At 50.9% G+C, this 12,759-nt stretch carries 25 protein-coding genes and 1 pseudogene; 25 read left to right on the plus strand and 1 reads right to left on the minus strand.

Going from position 1 to position 12,759, the window contains the following annotated elements:
• From tuf to bfr, 3 genes and pseudogenes are all read left to right on the plus strand, one after another.
• Window positions 1-136: pseudogene (gene tuf / locus ACPXSQ_RS22575) on the plus strand (elongation factor Tu); the annotation flags it as partial.
• Window positions 137-315: 179 nt separating this feature from the next.
• Entirely contained in the window at window positions 316-510 is a 195-nt protein-coding gene (gene bfd, locus ACPXSQ_RS22580; protein ID WP_013027470.1) for a bacterioferritin-associated ferredoxin, read from the plus strand.
• A 106-nt stretch (window positions 511-616) separates the two neighbouring features.
• A complete protein-coding gene (gene bfr / locus ACPXSQ_RS22585) occupies window positions 617-1,090 on the plus strand; it encodes a bacterioferritin (RefSeq protein WP_014604871.1) in 474 nt (157 codons plus the stop codon).
• Here bfr and ACPXSQ_RS22590 read toward each other — a convergent pair.
• Entirely contained in the window at window positions 1,077-1,850 is a 774-nt protein-coding gene (locus ACPXSQ_RS22590; protein WP_105088942.1) for a prepilin peptidase, read from the minus strand. The two genes, bfr and ACPXSQ_RS22590, sit on opposite strands and share 14 nt — an antisense overlap.
• Window positions 1,851-2,250: 400 nt before the next feature.
• On the opposite strand from ACPXSQ_RS22590, the gene rpsJ reads away from it, so the two are divergent.
• The 22 genes from rpsJ to secY all read left to right on the plus strand — a co-directional run bounded on the left by rpsJ (window position 2,251) and on the right by secY (window position 12,753).
• Window positions 2,251-2,562: a 30S ribosomal protein S10 gene (gene rpsJ / locus ACPXSQ_RS22595; RefSeq protein WP_006120582.1), complete on the plus strand. Its 312-nt coding sequence runs from the start codon at window positions 2,251-2,253 to the stop codon at window positions 2,560-2,562.
• A gap of 32 nt (window positions 2,563-2,594) precedes the next feature.
• Window positions 2,595-3,224, plus strand: coding sequence for a 50S ribosomal protein L3 (rplC, locus tag ACPXSQ_RS22600; RefSeq protein WP_013027467.1), 630 nt, complete (start codon window positions 2,595-2,597; stop codon window positions 3,222-3,224).
• A 10-nt stretch (window positions 3,225-3,234) separates the two neighbouring features.
• The gene (gene rplD / locus ACPXSQ_RS22605) at window positions 3,235-3,840 is read left to right on the plus strand and encodes a 50S ribosomal protein L4 (RefSeq protein ID WP_006120584.1); all 606 of its coding nucleotides are present in this window, start codon (window positions 3,235-3,237) and stop codon (window positions 3,838-3,840) included.
• Window positions 3,837-4,139 carry a 50S ribosomal protein L23 gene (gene rplW, locus ACPXSQ_RS22610; protein ID WP_006120585.1) on the plus strand — a complete coding sequence of 101 codons (303 nt, stop codon included), beginning with the start codon at window positions 3,837-3,839 and terminating at the stop codon, window positions 4,137-4,139. Before rplD ends, rplW begins: the two co-directional genes overlap by 4 nt.
• Before the next feature lie 17 nt (window positions 4,140-4,156).
• A complete protein-coding gene (gene rplB / locus ACPXSQ_RS22615; protein ID WP_006120586.1) occupies window positions 4,157-4,978 on the plus strand; it encodes a 50S ribosomal protein L2 in 822 nt (273 codons plus the stop codon).
• Between the two features lie 16 nt (window positions 4,979-4,994).
• Window positions 4,995-5,273, plus strand: coding sequence for a 30S ribosomal protein S19 (rpsS, locus tag ACPXSQ_RS22620; RefSeq protein WP_001138115.1), 279 nt, complete (start codon window positions 4,995-4,997; stop codon window positions 5,271-5,273).
• Window positions 5,274-5,286: 13 nt separating this feature from the next.
• Window positions 5,287-5,619, plus strand: a complete 333-nt coding sequence (rplV, locus tag ACPXSQ_RS22625; RefSeq protein ID WP_002919773.1) for a 50S ribosomal protein L22 — start codon at window positions 5,287-5,289, stop codon at window positions 5,617-5,619.
• A 17-nt stretch (window positions 5,620-5,636) separates the two neighbouring features.
• Window positions 5,637-6,335, plus strand: coding sequence for a 30S ribosomal protein S3 (gene rpsC / locus ACPXSQ_RS22630; protein ID WP_006120587.1), 699 nt, complete (start codon window positions 5,637-5,639; stop codon window positions 6,333-6,335).
• Between the two features lie 11 nt (window positions 6,336-6,346).
• Window positions 6,347-6,757, plus strand: a complete 411-nt coding sequence (rplP, locus tag ACPXSQ_RS22635; RefSeq protein WP_002438716.1) for a 50S ribosomal protein L16 — start codon at window positions 6,347-6,349, stop codon at window positions 6,755-6,757.
• Entirely contained in the window at window positions 6,757-6,948 is a 192-nt protein-coding gene (gene rpmC, locus ACPXSQ_RS22640) for a 50S ribosomal protein L29 (RefSeq protein WP_006120588.1), read from the plus strand. The genes rplP and rpmC overlap by 1 nt, the downstream gene beginning before the upstream one ends.
• Window positions 6,948-7,202 (plus strand): 30S ribosomal protein S17, encoded by a 255-nt coding sequence (rpsQ, locus tag ACPXSQ_RS22645; protein WP_006120589.1) that lies wholly within the window; start codon window positions 6,948-6,950, stop codon window positions 7,200-7,202. Before rpmC ends, rpsQ begins: the two co-directional genes overlap by 1 nt.
• Before the next feature lie 168 nt (window positions 7,203-7,370).
• The gene (gene rplN, locus ACPXSQ_RS22650) at window positions 7,371-7,742 is read left to right on the plus strand and encodes a 50S ribosomal protein L14 (protein ID WP_006120590.1); all 372 of its coding nucleotides are present in this window, start codon (window positions 7,371-7,373) and stop codon (window positions 7,740-7,742) included.
• Window positions 7,743-7,752: 10 nt separating this feature from the next.
• A complete protein-coding gene (rplX, locus tag ACPXSQ_RS22655) occupies window positions 7,753-8,067 on the plus strand; it encodes a 50S ribosomal protein L24 (protein ID WP_003850150.1) in 315 nt (104 codons plus the stop codon).
• A gap of 14 nt (window positions 8,068-8,081) precedes the next feature.
• Entirely contained in the window at window positions 8,082-8,621 is a 540-nt protein-coding gene (gene rplE / locus ACPXSQ_RS22660; RefSeq protein WP_006120591.1) for a 50S ribosomal protein L5, read from the plus strand.
• A 14-nt stretch (window positions 8,622-8,635) separates the two neighbouring features.
• Entirely contained in the window at window positions 8,636-8,941 is a 306-nt protein-coding gene (rpsN, locus tag ACPXSQ_RS22665; protein WP_006120592.1) for a 30S ribosomal protein S14, read from the plus strand.
• A 32-nt stretch (window positions 8,942-8,973) separates the two neighbouring features.
• Window positions 8,974-9,366, plus strand: a complete 393-nt coding sequence (gene rpsH, locus ACPXSQ_RS22670; RefSeq protein ID WP_013027465.1) for a 30S ribosomal protein S8 — start codon at window positions 8,974-8,976, stop codon at window positions 9,364-9,366.
• A 13-nt stretch (window positions 9,367-9,379) separates the two neighbouring features.
• Entirely contained in the window at window positions 9,380-9,913 is a 534-nt protein-coding gene (gene rplF / locus ACPXSQ_RS22675) for a 50S ribosomal protein L6 (RefSeq protein ID WP_013027464.1), read from the plus strand.
• Between the two features lie 9 nt (window positions 9,914-9,922).
• A complete protein-coding gene (gene rplR / locus ACPXSQ_RS22680; RefSeq protein WP_013027463.1) occupies window positions 9,923-10,276 on the plus strand; it encodes a 50S ribosomal protein L18 in 354 nt (117 codons plus the stop codon).
• A gap of 14 nt (window positions 10,277-10,290) precedes the next feature.
• The gene (gene rpsE / locus ACPXSQ_RS22685) at window positions 10,291-10,791 is read left to right on the plus strand and encodes a 30S ribosomal protein S5 (protein WP_006120595.1); all 501 of its coding nucleotides are present in this window, start codon (window positions 10,291-10,293) and stop codon (window positions 10,789-10,791) included.
• Window positions 10,792-10,796: 5 nt separating this feature from the next.
• The gene (gene rpmD, locus ACPXSQ_RS22690; RefSeq protein WP_013027462.1) at window positions 10,797-10,976 is read left to right on the plus strand and encodes a 50S ribosomal protein L30; all 180 of its coding nucleotides are present in this window, start codon (window positions 10,797-10,799) and stop codon (window positions 10,974-10,976) included.
• Between the two features lie 3 nt (window positions 10,977-10,979).
• Window positions 10,980-11,414, plus strand: coding sequence for a 50S ribosomal protein L15 (rplO, locus tag ACPXSQ_RS22695; protein ID WP_009087579.1), 435 nt, complete (start codon window positions 10,980-10,982; stop codon window positions 11,412-11,414).
• 7 nt (window positions 11,415-11,421) lie between these two features.
• Entirely contained in the window at window positions 11,422-12,753 is a 1,332-nt protein-coding gene (gene secY, locus ACPXSQ_RS22700) for a preprotein translocase subunit SecY (RefSeq protein WP_013027461.1), read from the plus strand.
• The last annotated feature ends 6 nt before the right edge of the window (window positions 12,754-12,759 follow it).

Here is a 12,759-nt window from a genome sequence, read left to right on the forward strand (position 1 = left end):
GGTTATGCCAGGCGACAACATCAAAATGGTTGTTACCCTGATTCACCCAATCGCAATGGACGAAGGTCTGCGCTTCGCAATCCGCGAAGGTGGCCGTACCGTTGGCGCGGGTGTTGTTGCTAAAGTTATCGCTTAATTGTGATATCTGATGTGGCCGCGTAAGCGGTCACAGCAAGACAGAAGAGGGCACTTAGGTGCTCTCTTTTTTTTGCGCTTAAACAGGCTACCTGAACGTTTTCCCTACAAAGGGTAGGTTTGAAATAAAAACGATTCGCATTTACACTGTGTGTACGAAATAGACTGAGTGATGAAGAAATGTACGTCTGTCTGTGTAATGCCATTAGTGATAAGACCCTCCGTGAAGTCGTGCGCCGCTACCAGCCGAAATCTATTCAGCAGCTTCGCCAAATCGTACCCGTGGGTAAGCAATGCGGTAAGTGCATTCGTGTCGCCCGTGAAATCATGGATGAAGAGATGCAGCAGGTTCCGCAGTATAAAGAGATCGCCTGAGCGCTTTCTTTCCTGGGACATGATAATACCCACAGTTTTCATCGCGTTTTTTTGACTTCTTTTTAACCGCATCTACGCTCAAATAAACATGAGCGGAGGACGTGAAATGAAGGGCGATGCGAAAATCATAAGTCATCTCAATAAACTGTTAGGGAATGAACTGGTTGCGATTAATCAGTATTTTCTCCATGCGCGGATGTTCAAAAACTGGGGGCTGATGCGTCTTAATGACGTTGAGTACCACGAATCCATTGATGAAATGAAGCATGCGGACAAATACATTGAACGCATTCTGTTTCTTGAGGGCATTCCAAATCTGCAGGATCTGGGACGACTCAGGGTCGGAGAGGATGTGGAAGAGATGCTGCAGTCCGATCTTAACCTTGAACTTGAAGGCGCAAAAGATCTGCGCGAAGCGATCGCGTATGCCGACAAAATTCATGACTACGTCAGTCGGGATATGATGATCGAAATCCTTGCGGACGAAGAGCACCATATCGACTGGATCGAGACCGAACTCGATCTGATCAAAAAAATGGGCATTCAAAACTATCTTCAGGCGCAAATCAGAGACGAATGAGGCTTTGCAGGACGATCATTCCCCAGCCCGCGGCGGCCAGAAAAGGGCCAAAAGGAAGCGGGCTGTTCATATACAAGCGCTTGTGGATGATAGCCCTGACCGCAAAGGCAAGCAGGGCTGACACACTGGCTATCAAGGCAATCCACGGCAGAGCCTGCCAACCACACCATATGCCCAGTGCGGCAAAGAGTTTGATATCGCCGTTACCCAATCCCTCTTGATGTTTTATCTGACGATACAGCCAGGCCAGTAGCCAGAGTGAACCGTAACCTGCGACGGCACCGCCGACTGCCGAGGTGACGGAGAGCGGCACAGCGAAAAAGAACCGCGACAGTCCCAGCCAGAGTAAAGCGCCCGTCAGCACATCCGGCAGCAGGAAGTGGCGCTGGTCAATAACCGCAAGTAACAGAAGCAGGCAGGACGCCACCAGAATAAATGCTGCGGTAAGGGGGCACGCGTTAAACACGATCACCAGCATCAGGCAAAGCAGGGCGCCCGTCAGCTCAAACAGCAGGGGCAGCACGCCGATAGCCTGGCGACAGGCACGACAGCGCCCCTGAAGACACAGCCAGCTGATTAAGGGGATTTTATCGCGCCACAGGATGGGGGCCCGGCAAAGCATGCATCGCGAAGGTGGCGTCCACAGCGCGCGGAACCAGTCGGACGGTGACGCCGTGGGCGAGTAACGTTGGCAGGCCAGGGCAAGAGTGCTACCCAGGGCGGCGCCAAGCGCCGTAACAGTCAACAGGATGATAAGCACCGCATTGCCTCAAATGAACTGACATGTCGCCCCAGCCTGGCGGAAGGCCCATCTGACGTCGCGGGCAAGATGAGCAGAGTGGAGCGCCCCTCACAGAGAAATTGCGGCTTTACATCTCTTATTCATCATTTTGTGCGGGCTGTGCCAGCACATCAGTTTGCACTTTTCACCGGCAAATTCCTGACATGGGTTGCTTCCTGAGCAAATATACGTATAATGCGCGGGCCTACCGATATTGGTAGGCGCGATTCGAGCTGAATCGCAGACGGCAGAATGTTGGGCCGTCTGACAATACTCCCAACTGTGGAGTTATATGCTGAACGATTACACTCTCCCATCAATCGTAATGGGTTCGAGTAGTAATTTTTTTCGTCTATAAAATGTTTGGAGCCTTGGTCTCATGTCGAACCAAAGAATCCGTATCCGTCTTAAAGCGTTTGATCATCGTCTGATCGATCAATCAACCGCGGAAATCGTCGAGACTGCCAAGCGCACTGGTGCGCAGGTCCGTGGTCCGATCCCGCTGCCAACCCGCAAAGAGCGCTTTACCGTTCTGATCTCCCCGCACGTTAACAAAGACGCGCGTGATCAGTACGAAATTCGCACTCACAAGCGTCTGGTAGACATCGTTGAGCCAACTGAGAAAACCGTTGATGCTCTGATGCGTCTGGACCTGGCTGCCGGTGTTGACGTGCAGATCAGCCTGGGTTAATCAGGTCATCGAGCGATTGAGAGGTTGAAACAATGATTGGTTTAGTCGGTAAAAAAGTGGGTATGACCCGCATCTTCACTGAAGATGGCGTTTCTATCCCAGTAACCGTAATCGAAGTTGAAGCGAACCGCGTTACTCAGGTCAAAGGCCTGGAAAACGATGGTTACCAGGCAATTCAGGTTACCACCGGTGCTAAAAAAGCAAACCGTGTGACCAAACCTGAAGCTGGTCATTTTGCTAAAGCTGGCGTAGAAGCTGGCCGTGGCCTGTGGGAATTCCGCACCGTTGAAGGTGATGAGTATGCCGTAGGTCAGAGCATCAGCGTTGAAATTTTCGCTGACGTTAAAAAAGTAGACGTAACTGGCACCTCTAAAGGTAAAGGTTTCGCAGGTACCGTTAAGCGCTGGAACTTCCGTACCCAGGACGCTACCCACGGTAACTCCTTGTCTCACCGCGTTCCGGGTTCTATCGGTCAGAACCAGACTCCGGGCAAAGTGTTCAAAGGCAAGAAAATGGCAGGTCAGCTGGGTAATGAGCGCGTAACTGTTCAGAGCCTGGACGTAGTACGTGTTGACGCTGAGCGCAACCTGCTGCTGGTTAAAGGTGCAGTTCCCGGTGCTACCGGTAGCGACCTGATCGTTAAACCAGCTGTGAAGGCGTAAGGGGATAGCAATGGAATTAGTATTGAAAGACGCGCAGAGCGCGCTGACTGTTTCCGAAACTACCTTCGGTCGTGATTTCAACGAAGCGCTGGTTCACCAGGTTGTTGTTGCTTACGCATCAGGCGCCCGCCAGGGTACTCGCGCGCAGAAAACTCGCGCTGAAGTAACCGGTTCAGGCAAAAAGCCTTGGCGTCAGAAAGGCACCGGCCGTGCGCGTTCAGGTTCTGTAAAGAGCCCGATCTGGCGTTCAGGTGGCGTGACCTTTGCTGCGAAGCCACAAGACCACAGTCAAAAAGTTAATAAAAAGATGTACCGCGGCGCGCTGAAAAGCATCCTGTCCGAACTGGTACGTCAAGATCGTCTGATCGTCGTCGAGCAGTTCTCTGTTGAAGCACCGAAAACCAAGTTGCTGGCGCAGAAGCTGAAAGACATGGCGCTGGAAGACGTGCTGATCATCACCGGTGAACTGGATGAGAATCTGTTCCTGGCTGCGCGTAACCTGTACAAGGTTGACGTGCGTGATGCAGCGGGTATCGATCCAGTTAGCCTGATCGCCTTCGACAAAGTCGTTATGACTGCTGATGCAGTTAAGCAAGTTGAGGAGATGCTGGCATGATCCGTGAAGAACGTCTGCTGAAAGTACTGCGCGCGCCGCACGTATCTGAAAAGGCATCTAGCGCGATGGAAAAAACCAACACCATCGTACTCAAAGTAGCTAAAGACGCGACTAAAGCAGAGATCGTTGCTGCTGTTGAGAAGCTGTTCGAAGTAGAAGTTAAAGACGTAAACACCCTGGTTGTTAAAGGTAAGGTTAAGCGTCACGGACAGCGTATCGGTCGTCGTAGCGACTGGAAAAAAGCTTACGTCACCCTGAAGGAAGGCCAGAATCTGGACTTCGTCGGCGGCGCTGAGTAAGTCGGAGGAGAAAGACAATGGCAGTTGTTAAATGTAAACCGACATCTCCGGGTCGTCGCCACGTCGTTAAAGTGGTGAACCCAGAGTTGCACAAGGGCAAGCCGTTTGCTCCATTGCTGGAAAAAAACAGCAAATCCGGTGGCCGCAACAACAACGGTCGCATCACTACCCGTCACATCGGTGGTGGTCATAAGCAGGCTTACCGTCTGGTTGATTTCAAACGCAACAAAGATGGTATCCCGGCAACCGTTGAACGTCTTGAGTACGATCCGAACCGCTCTGCGAACATCGCACTGGTTCTGTACAAAGACGGCGAACGCCGTTACATCCTGGCCCCTAAAGGCCTGAAAGCCGGCGACCAGATTCAGTCTGGCGTTGATGCTGCGATCAAAGCAGGTAACACACTGCCGATGCGTAACATCCCGGTGGGTTCTACCGTTCACAACGTAGAAATGAAACCAGGCAAAGGCGGTCAGATTGCTCGCTCAGCCGGTGCTTACGTGCAGATCGTTGCGCGTGAAGGTTCCTACGTTACCCTGCGTCTGCGTTCAGGTGAAATGCGTAAAGTCGAAGCTGACTGCCGCGCAACACTGGGCGAAGTCGGTAACGCTGAGCATATGCTGCGCGTTCTGGGTAAAGCCGGTGCAACCCGTTGGCGTGGTGTTCGTCCGACCGTTCGTGGTACCGCGATGAACCCAGTAGATCACCCGCACGGTGGTGGTGAAGGTCGTAACTTTGGTAAGCACCCGGTAACCCCGTGGGGCGTTCAGACCAAAGGTAAGAAGACCCGTAGCAACAAGCGTACCGATAAGTTTATCGTACGTCGCCGTAGCAAATAATATTAGAGGATAAGCCATGCCACGTTCTCTCAAGAAAGGTCCTTTTATTGACCTGCACTTGCTGAAGAAGGTAGAGAAAGCGGTGGAAAGCGGTGACAAGAAGCCTTTGCGCACTTGGTCCCGTCGTTCAACGATCTTTCCTAACATGATCGGTTTGACCATCGCTGTCCATAATGGTCGTCAGCACGTTCCTGTCTTTGTTTCCGACGAAATGGTTGGTCACAAACTGGGTGAATTCGCGCCGACACGTACTTATCGCGGTCACGCGGCTGATAAAAAAGCCAAGAAGAAATAAGTAGGAGGAAGAGATGGAAACTTTAGCTCAACATCGCCACGCTCGTTCTTCTGCTCAGAAGGTTCGCCTTGTTGCTGACCTGATCCGCGGTAAGAAAGTGTCGCAGGCACTGGACATTTTGACCTACACCAACAAGAAAGCGGCTGTACTGGTCAAGAAAGTTCTGGAATCTGCCATTGCTAACGCTGAACACAACGATGGCGCTGATATCGACGATCTGAAAGTCGCGAAAATTTTCGTCGACGAAGGCCCAAGCATGAAGCGCATTATGCCGCGTGCAAAAGGTCGTGCAGATCGCATCCTGAAGCGCACCAGCCACATTACTGTGGTTGTGTCCGATCGCTGAGACTCTGGAGACTAGCAATGGGTCAGAAAGTACATCCTAATGGTATTCGCCTGGGTATTGTAAAACCATGGAACTCTACCTGGTTTGCGAACACCAAAGAATTCGCTGACAACCTGGACAGCGACTTTAAAGTACGTCAGTACCTGACTAAGGAACTGGCTAAGGCGTCTGTATCTCGTATCGTTATCGAGCGTCCGGCTAAGAGCATCCGTGTGACCATTCACACCGCTCGTCCTGGCATCGTGATCGGTAAGAAAGGTGAAGACGTAGAAAAACTGCGCACGGTCGTGGCGAAAATCGCTGGCGTACCTGCACAGATCAATATCGCCGAAGTCCGTAAACCGGAACTGGACGCTAAACTGGTTGCTGACAGCATCACTTCACAGCTGGAGCGTCGCGTGATGTTCCGTCGTGCTATGAAGCGTGCGGTTCAGAACGCCATGCGTCTGGGCGCGAAGGGTATTAAAGTTGAAGTTAGCGGCCGTCTGGGCGGCGCCGAGATCGCACGTACCGAATGGTATCGTGAAGGTCGCGTGCCGTTGCACACTCTGCGTGCTGACATTGACTACAACACCTCTGAAGCGCACACCACTTATGGTGTAATCGGCGTTAAGGTATGGATCTTCAAAGGCGAGATCCTGGGTGGTATGGCTGCTGTTGAACAACCGGAACCGGCTGCTCAACCTAAAAAGCAGCAGCGTAAAGGCCGTAAGTAAGGAGAGTCGCTATGTTACAACCAAAGCGTACAAAATTCCGTAAAGTGCACAAAGGCCGCAACCGTGGTCTGGCGCAGGGTACGGATGTTAGCTTCGGGACTTTCGGTCTGAAAGCTGTTGGCCGTGGTCGTCTGACTGCCCGTCAGATCGAAGCAGCACGTCGTGCTATGACCCGTGCAGTTAAGCGTCAAGGTAAGATCTGGATCCGTGTATTCCCGGACAAACCGATCACCGAGAAGCCGCTGGAAGTGCGTATGGGTAAAGGTAAGGGTAACGTCGAGTATTGGGTTGCCCTGATCCAGCCTGGTAAAGTCCTGTATGAAATGGACGGCGTACCAGAAGAGCTGGCCCGTGAAGCATTCAAGCTGGCAGCAGCAAAACTGCCTATCAAAACCACCTTTGTAACTAAGACGGTGATGTAATGAAAGCAACAGAGCTGCGTGAAAAAAGCGTTGAAGAGCTGAACACTGAGCTGCTTAATCTGCTGCGTGAGCAATTTAACCTGCGCATGCAGGCAGCATCTGGCCAACTGCAGCAGTCTCATCTGCTGAAGCAGGTTCGCCGTGATGTTGCGCGCGTTAAGACTTTACTGACTGAGAAGGCGGGTTCGTAATGACCGATAAAATCCGTACTCTGCAGGGTCGTGTCGTTAGTGACAAAATGCAGAAATCTGCGGTTGTTGCTATCGAGCGTTTCGTGAAGCATCCAATCTATGGAAAATTCATTAAGCGTACGACTAAGCTGCACATCCATGACGAGAACAACGAATGTGGAATCGGTGACGTGGTAGAAATCCGCGAATGCCGTCCACTGTCCAAGACTAAGTCCTGGACTCTGGTTCGCGTTGTAGAGAAAGCAATTCTGTAATAGAATCTGCCCTCTTTAAAAATCGAATGAACGGCTCGCAAGAGCCGTTCATTTTTTCTACCCATCTGCGAGAACCGGTGTTATAATGCCGCGCCCTCAATTATGGGGCTTTCAATCGACCTGAGGTCTAGGTCCCGAAGTAGTAGTTGACATTAGCGGAGCACTGAAATGATCCAAGAACAGACTATGCTGAACGTCGCCGACAACTCCGGTGCACGTCGCGTAATGTGTATCAAGGTTCTGGGTGGCTCGCACCGTCGCTACGCAGGCGTCGGCGACATCATTAAAGTTACCATCAAGGAAGCAATTCCACGTGGTAAAGTTAAAAAAGGTGATGTCCTGAAGGCGGTAGTGGTGCGCACCAGGAAGGGTGTTCGTCGCCCGGACGGTTCTGTCATTCGCTTCGATGGTAATGCATGCGTTATTTTAAACAATAACAGTGAGCAGCCTATCGGTACGCGTATTTTTGGGCCGGTAACTCGTGAACTTCGTACTGAAAAGTTCATGAAAATTATCTCTCTGGCACCAGAAGTACTCTAAGGAGCGAACAATGGCAGCTAAAATCCGTCGTAACGACGAAGTTATCGTGTTAACCGGTAAAGATAAAGGTAAGCGCGGTAAAGTTAAGAACGTCCTGTCTTCTGGCAAGGTCATCGTTGAAGGTATCAACCTGGTTAAGAAACATCAGAAGCCTGTTCCGGCTCTGAACCAACCAGGTGGCATCGTTGAAAAAGAAGCTGCTATTCAGGTTTCTAACGTTGCTCTCTTCAATGCGGCAACCGGTAAGGCTGACCGTGTAGGCTTTAGATTCGAAGACGGCAAAAAAGTCCGTTTCTTCAAGTCTAATAGCGAAACTATCAAGTAATTTGGAGTAGTACGATGGCGAAACTGCATGATTACTACAAAGACGAGGTAGTCCAGAAACTCATGAGTGAGTTCGGCTACAATTCTGTCATGCAAGTCCCTCGGGTCGAGAAGATCACCCTGAACATGGGTGTTGGTGAAGCGATCGCTGACAAGAAACTGCTGGATAACGCAGCAGCTGACCTGGCAGCAATCTCCGGTCAAAAACCGTTGATCACCAAAGCACGCAAATCAGTTGCAGGCTTCAAAATCCGTCAGGGCTATCCGATCGGCTGTAAAGTAACTCTGCGTGGCGAACGCATGTGGGAGTTCTTTGAGCGTCTGATCACCATTGCTGTACCGCGTATCCGTGACTTCCGTGGCTTGTCCGCTAAGTCATTCGATGGTCGTGGCAACTACAGCATGGGTGTACGTGAGCAGATCATCTTCCCAGAAATCGACTACGACAAAGTCGATCGCGTTCGTGGTTTGGATATTACCATTACCACTACTGCGAAATCTGATGATGAAGGCCGTGCTCTGCTGGCTGCCTTTGACTTCCCGTTCCGTAAGTAAGGTAGGGTTACTTAATGGCTAAGCAATCTATGAAAGCACGCGAAGTTAAGCGTGTGAAATTAGCAGACAAATTCTTCGCAAAACGCGCTGAACTGAAAGCGATCATTTCTGATGTGAACGCTTCCGACGAAGACCGTTGGGATGCCGTTCTCAAGCTGCAGAGTCTGCCGCGTGATTCCAGCCCTTCACGTCAGCGTAACCGCTGCCGTCAAACAGGTCGTCCGCACGGTTTCCTGCGGAAGTTTGGGTTGAGCCGTATCAAGGTCCGTGAAGCCGCAATGCGCGGTGAAATCCCGGGTCTGAAAAAGGCTAGCTGGTAATTGTCACCAATTGAATCACGGGAGTAACACAGATGAGCATGCAAGATCCGATCGCGGATATGCTGACCCGTATCCGTAACGGTCAGGCCGCGAACAAAGTTGCGGTCACCATGCCCTCCTCCAAGCTGAAATTGGCAATTGCCAACGTGCTGAAGGAAGAAGGCTTTATTGAAGATTTTAAAATCGAAGGCGACATCAAGCTGGAACTGGAACTGACTCTTAAGTATTTCCAGGGTAAAGCTGTTGTAGAAAGCATTCAGCGAGTAAGCCGTCCCGGCCTGCGCATCTATAAGAAAAAAGATGAGCTGCCAAAGGTAATGGCTGGTATGGGTATCGCTGTCATTTCTACATCGAAAGGTGTCATGACTGATCGTGCAGCGCGCCAGGCTGGTCTTGGTGGCGAAATTATCTGCTACGTAGCGTAATCGGAGGAATAAAATGTCTCGTGTTGCTAAAGCACCTGTCGTTATTCCTGCCGGCGTAGAGGTAAAACTCAACGGTCAGGTAATTTCGATTAAAGGTAAAAACGGCGAGCTGACTCGTACTATCAATGATGCTGTTGAAGTTAAGCATGCTGACAACGCTCTGACTTTCGCTCCGCGCGAAGGTTTCGTTGACGGCTGGGCGCAGGCGGGTACTTCTCGCGCGCTGCTGAACGCAATGGTTATCGGTGTTACCGAAGGCTTCACTAAGAAGCTGCAGCTGGTTGGTGTTGGTTATCGTGCTGCCGTAAAAGGCAACGTAGTTAACCTGTCTCTGGGCTTTTCTCATCCAGTTGATCACCAGCTGCCCGCGGGTATCACTGCAGAGTGTCCGACTCAGACTGAAATCGTGCTGAAAGGCGCTGATAAGCAGGTGATCGGCCAGGTTGCAGCTGACTTGCGCGCCTACCGTCGTCCTGAGCCTTATAAAGGCAAGGGTGTCCGTTACGCCGACGAAGTCGTGCGTACCAAAGAGGCTAAGAAGAAGTAAGGTAACACTATGGATAAGAAATCTGCTCGTATCCGTCGTGCGACCCGTGCACGTCGCAAGCTCAAAGAGCTGGGTGCTACTCGCCTGGTGGTACATCGTACCCCGCGTCACATTTACGCACAGGTAATCGCCCCGAACGGTTCCGAAGTTCTGGTTGCTGCTTCTACTGTAGAAAAAGCTATCACTGAACAACTGAAGTTTACCGGTAATAAAGAAGCCGCAGCTGCTGTAGGTAAAGCTATTGCAGAACGCGCAATCGAAAAAGGCATCACTGGTGTTTCTTTCGACCGTTCCGGTTTCCAATATCATGGTCGCGTCCAGGCACTGGCAGATGCTGCCCGTGAAGCTGGCCTTCAGTTCTAAGGTAGAGGTCTAAGATGGCACACATCGAGAAACAAGCTGGCGAACTGCAGGAAAAACTGATCGCGGTAAACCGTGTATCTAAAACTGTAAAAGGTGGTCGTATTTTCTCCTTCACCGCACTGACTGTAGTGGGTGATGGTAACGGCCGCGTTGGTTTTGGTTACGGTAAAGCGCGTGAAGTTCCAGCAGCGATCCAGAAAGCGATGGAGAAAGCCCGTCGCAATATGGTTAATGTCGCGCTGATCAACGGCACCCTGCAGCACCCTGTTAAAGGTGCGCACACTGGGTCCCGTGTGTTCATGCAGCCGGCTTCAGAAGGTACCGGTATCATCGCCGGTGGTGCAATGCGCGCCGTTCTGGAAGTCGCTGGAGTACATAACGTTCTGGCAAAAGCCTATGGTTCCACCAACCCGATTAACGTGGTTCGTGCAACTATTGACGGTCTGGGCAATATGAAGTCTCCGGAAATGGTCGCTGCTAAGCGTGGTAAATCCGTTGAAGAAATTCTGGGGTAATCACGATGGCTAACACTATTAAAATCACCCAAACCCGTAGTTCAATCGGCCGCTTGCCTAAGCATAAAGCCACTCTGGTTGGCCTGGGTCTGCGTCGTATTGGTCATACCGTAGAGCGTGAAGATACGCCAGCTGTACGCGGTATGGTCAACGCGGTTTCCTACATGGTTAAAGTGGAGGAGTAAGAGATGCGTTTAAATACTCTGTCTCCGGCCGAAGGGTCTAAGCACGCTACCAAGCGTCTGGGTCGTGGTATCGGTTCTGGCCTCGGAAAAACCGGTGGTCGTGGTCACAAAGGTCAGAACTCTCGTTCTGGCGGTGGCGTACGTCGCGGTTTCGAAGGTGGTCAGATGCCTCTGTACCGTCGTCTGCCGAAGTTCGGTTTCACCTCTCGCAAAGCAATGATCACCACAGAGATTCGTCTGTCTGATCTGGCGAAAGTTGAAGGCGGTATCGTCGACCTGAACGCGCTGAAAGCAGCCAACATTGTCGGTGTTCAGATTGAATTCGTTAAAGTAATTCTTTCTGGTGAAGTTTCTGCACCGGTAACGGTTCGCGGCCTGCGTGTCACCAAAGGTGCTCGTGCTGCAATCGAAGCTGCTGGCGGTAAAATCGAGGAATAAGTAGCAGATGGCTAAACAACCGGGATTAGATTTTCAAAGTGCCAAAGGCGGCTTTGGTGAACTGAAACGCAGACTGCTGTTTGTAATCGGTGCACTGATTGTCTTCCGTATTGGCTCTTTTATTCCGATCCCTGGTATTGATGCCACTGTACTTGCCAAACTGCTTGAGCAACAGCGTGGCACCATCATTGAAATGTTTAACATGTTCTCTGGTGGTGCTCTCAGCCGTGCTTCTATCTTTGCTCTGGGTATCATGCCGTATATTTCGGCATCGATTATTATCCAGCTGTTAACGGTGGTTCATCCCGCGTTAGCTGAAATCAAGAAAGAAGGGGAGGCTGGCCGTCGTAAGATTAGCCAGTACACCCGTTACGGTACGTTGGTATTGGCCATATTCCAGTCAATCGGTATTGCTACCGGTTTACCGAATATGCCTGGTATGCAAGGCCTGGTAATGAACCCAGGCTTTGCATTCTATTTTACCGCTGTTGTGAGTCTGGTTACCGGGACAATGTTCCTGATGTGGCTGGGCGAACAGATAACTGAGCGTGGTATCGGTAACGGTATTTCAATCATTATCTTCGCAGGTATTGTTGCGGGTCTTCCGCCGGCCATTGGCCATACCATCGAGCAAGCGCGGCAAGGTGACCTGCACTTCCTTCTGTTGCTGTTGGTTGCAGTTCTCGTATTTGCAGTGACCTTTTTTGTTATTTTCGTTGAGCGTGGTCAACGCCGAATTGTGGTGAACTATGCCAAACGTCAACAAGGTCGCCGTGTATACGCTGCACAGAGCACACATTTACCGTTGAAAGTGAATATGGCAGGGGTTATCCCGGCAATCTTCGCTTCCAGCATTATTCTGTTCCCGGCAACGATTGCATCGTGGTTCGGGGGCGGTACCGGTTGGAACTGGCTGACAACAATTTCGATGTATTTGCAGCCAGGACAGCCGCTTTATGTGCTACTCTATGCGACTGCTATCATCTTCTTCTGTTTCTTCTACACGGCGTTGGTTTTCAACCCGCGTGAAACAGCAGATAACCTGAAGAAGTCTGGTGCATTCGTACCGGGAATTCGTCCGGGAGAGCAAACGGCGAAGTATATTGATAAAGTAATGACGCGGTTAACCTTAATCGGTGCCCTCTACATTACCTTTATCTGCCTTATCCCGGAGTTCATGCGTGATGCGATGAAAGTTCCTTTCTACTTTGGCGGTACATCACTGCTCATCGTAGTGGTCGTCATCATGGACTTTATGGCTCAAGTGCAAACTCTGATGATGTCAAGTCAGTACGAGTCTGCATTGAAGAAAGCTAACCTGAAGGGCTACGGCCGTTAATTCAGG

The organism is Pantoea sp. EEL5 (assembly GCF_049892805.1).
Lineage (GTDB): Bacteria > Pseudomonadota > Gammaproteobacteria > Enterobacterales > Enterobacteriaceae > Pantoea > Pantoea ananatis.

Bases quoted from the DNA above. Each gene is read 5' to 3' on its own strand.
- bfd (WP_013027470.1), top strand. From the start codon at position 316: ATGTACGTCTGTCTGTGTAATGCCATTAGTGATAAGACCCTCCGTGAA.
- bfr (WP_014604871.1), top strand. From the start codon at position 617: ATGAAGGGCGATGCGAAAATCATAAGTCATCTCAATAAACTGTTAGGG.
- rpsJ (WP_006120582.1), top strand. From the start codon at position 2,251: ATGTCGAACCAAAGAATCCGTATCCGTCTTAAAGCGTTTGATCATCGT.
- rplC (WP_013027467.1), top strand. From the start codon at position 2,595: ATGATTGGTTTAGTCGGTAAAAAAGTGGGTATGACCCGCATCTTCACT.
- rplD (WP_006120584.1), top strand. From the start codon at position 3,235: ATGGAATTAGTATTGAAAGACGCGCAGAGCGCGCTGACTGTTTCCGAA.
- rplW (WP_006120585.1), top strand. From the start codon at position 3,837: ATGATCCGTGAAGAACGTCTGCTGAAAGTACTGCGCGCGCCGCACGTA.
- rplB (WP_006120586.1), top strand. From the start codon at position 4,157: ATGGCAGTTGTTAAATGTAAACCGACATCTCCGGGTCGTCGCCACGTC.
- rpsS (WP_001138115.1), top strand. From the start codon at position 4,995: ATGCCACGTTCTCTCAAGAAAGGTCCTTTTATTGACCTGCACTTGCTG.
- rplV (WP_002919773.1), top strand. From the start codon at position 5,287: ATGGAAACTTTAGCTCAACATCGCCACGCTCGTTCTTCTGCTCAGAAG.
- rpsC (WP_006120587.1), top strand. From the start codon at position 5,637: ATGGGTCAGAAAGTACATCCTAATGGTATTCGCCTGGGTATTGTAAAA.
- rplP (WP_002438716.1), top strand. From the start codon at position 6,347: ATGTTACAACCAAAGCGTACAAAATTCCGTAAAGTGCACAAAGGCCGC.
- rpmC (WP_006120588.1), top strand. From the start codon at position 6,757: ATGAAAGCAACAGAGCTGCGTGAAAAAAGCGTTGAAGAGCTGAACACT.
- rpsQ (WP_006120589.1), top strand. From the start codon at position 6,948: ATGACCGATAAAATCCGTACTCTGCAGGGTCGTGTCGTTAGTGACAAA.
- rplN (WP_006120590.1), top strand. From the start codon at position 7,371: ATGATCCAAGAACAGACTATGCTGAACGTCGCCGACAACTCCGGTGCA.
- rplX (WP_003850150.1), top strand. From the start codon at position 7,753: ATGGCAGCTAAAATCCGTCGTAACGACGAAGTTATCGTGTTAACCGGT.
- rplE (WP_006120591.1), top strand. From the start codon at position 8,082: ATGGCGAAACTGCATGATTACTACAAAGACGAGGTAGTCCAGAAACTC.
- rpsN (WP_006120592.1), top strand. From the start codon at position 8,636: ATGGCTAAGCAATCTATGAAAGCACGCGAAGTTAAGCGTGTGAAATTA.
- rpsH (WP_013027465.1), top strand. From the start codon at position 8,974: ATGAGCATGCAAGATCCGATCGCGGATATGCTGACCCGTATCCGTAAC.
- rplF (WP_013027464.1), top strand. From the start codon at position 9,380: ATGTCTCGTGTTGCTAAAGCACCTGTCGTTATTCCTGCCGGCGTAGAG.
- rplR (WP_013027463.1), top strand. From the start codon at position 9,923: ATGGATAAGAAATCTGCTCGTATCCGTCGTGCGACCCGTGCACGTCGC.
- rpsE (WP_006120595.1), top strand. From the start codon at position 10,291: ATGGCACACATCGAGAAACAAGCTGGCGAACTGCAGGAAAAACTGATC.
- rpmD (WP_013027462.1), top strand. From the start codon at position 10,797: ATGGCTAACACTATTAAAATCACCCAAACCCGTAGTTCAATCGGCCGC.
- rplO (WP_009087579.1), top strand. From the start codon at position 10,980: ATGCGTTTAAATACTCTGTCTCCGGCCGAAGGGTCTAAGCACGCTACC.
- secY (WP_013027461.1), top strand. From the start codon at position 11,422: ATGGCTAAACAACCGGGATTAGATTTTCAAAGTGCCAAAGGCGGCTTT.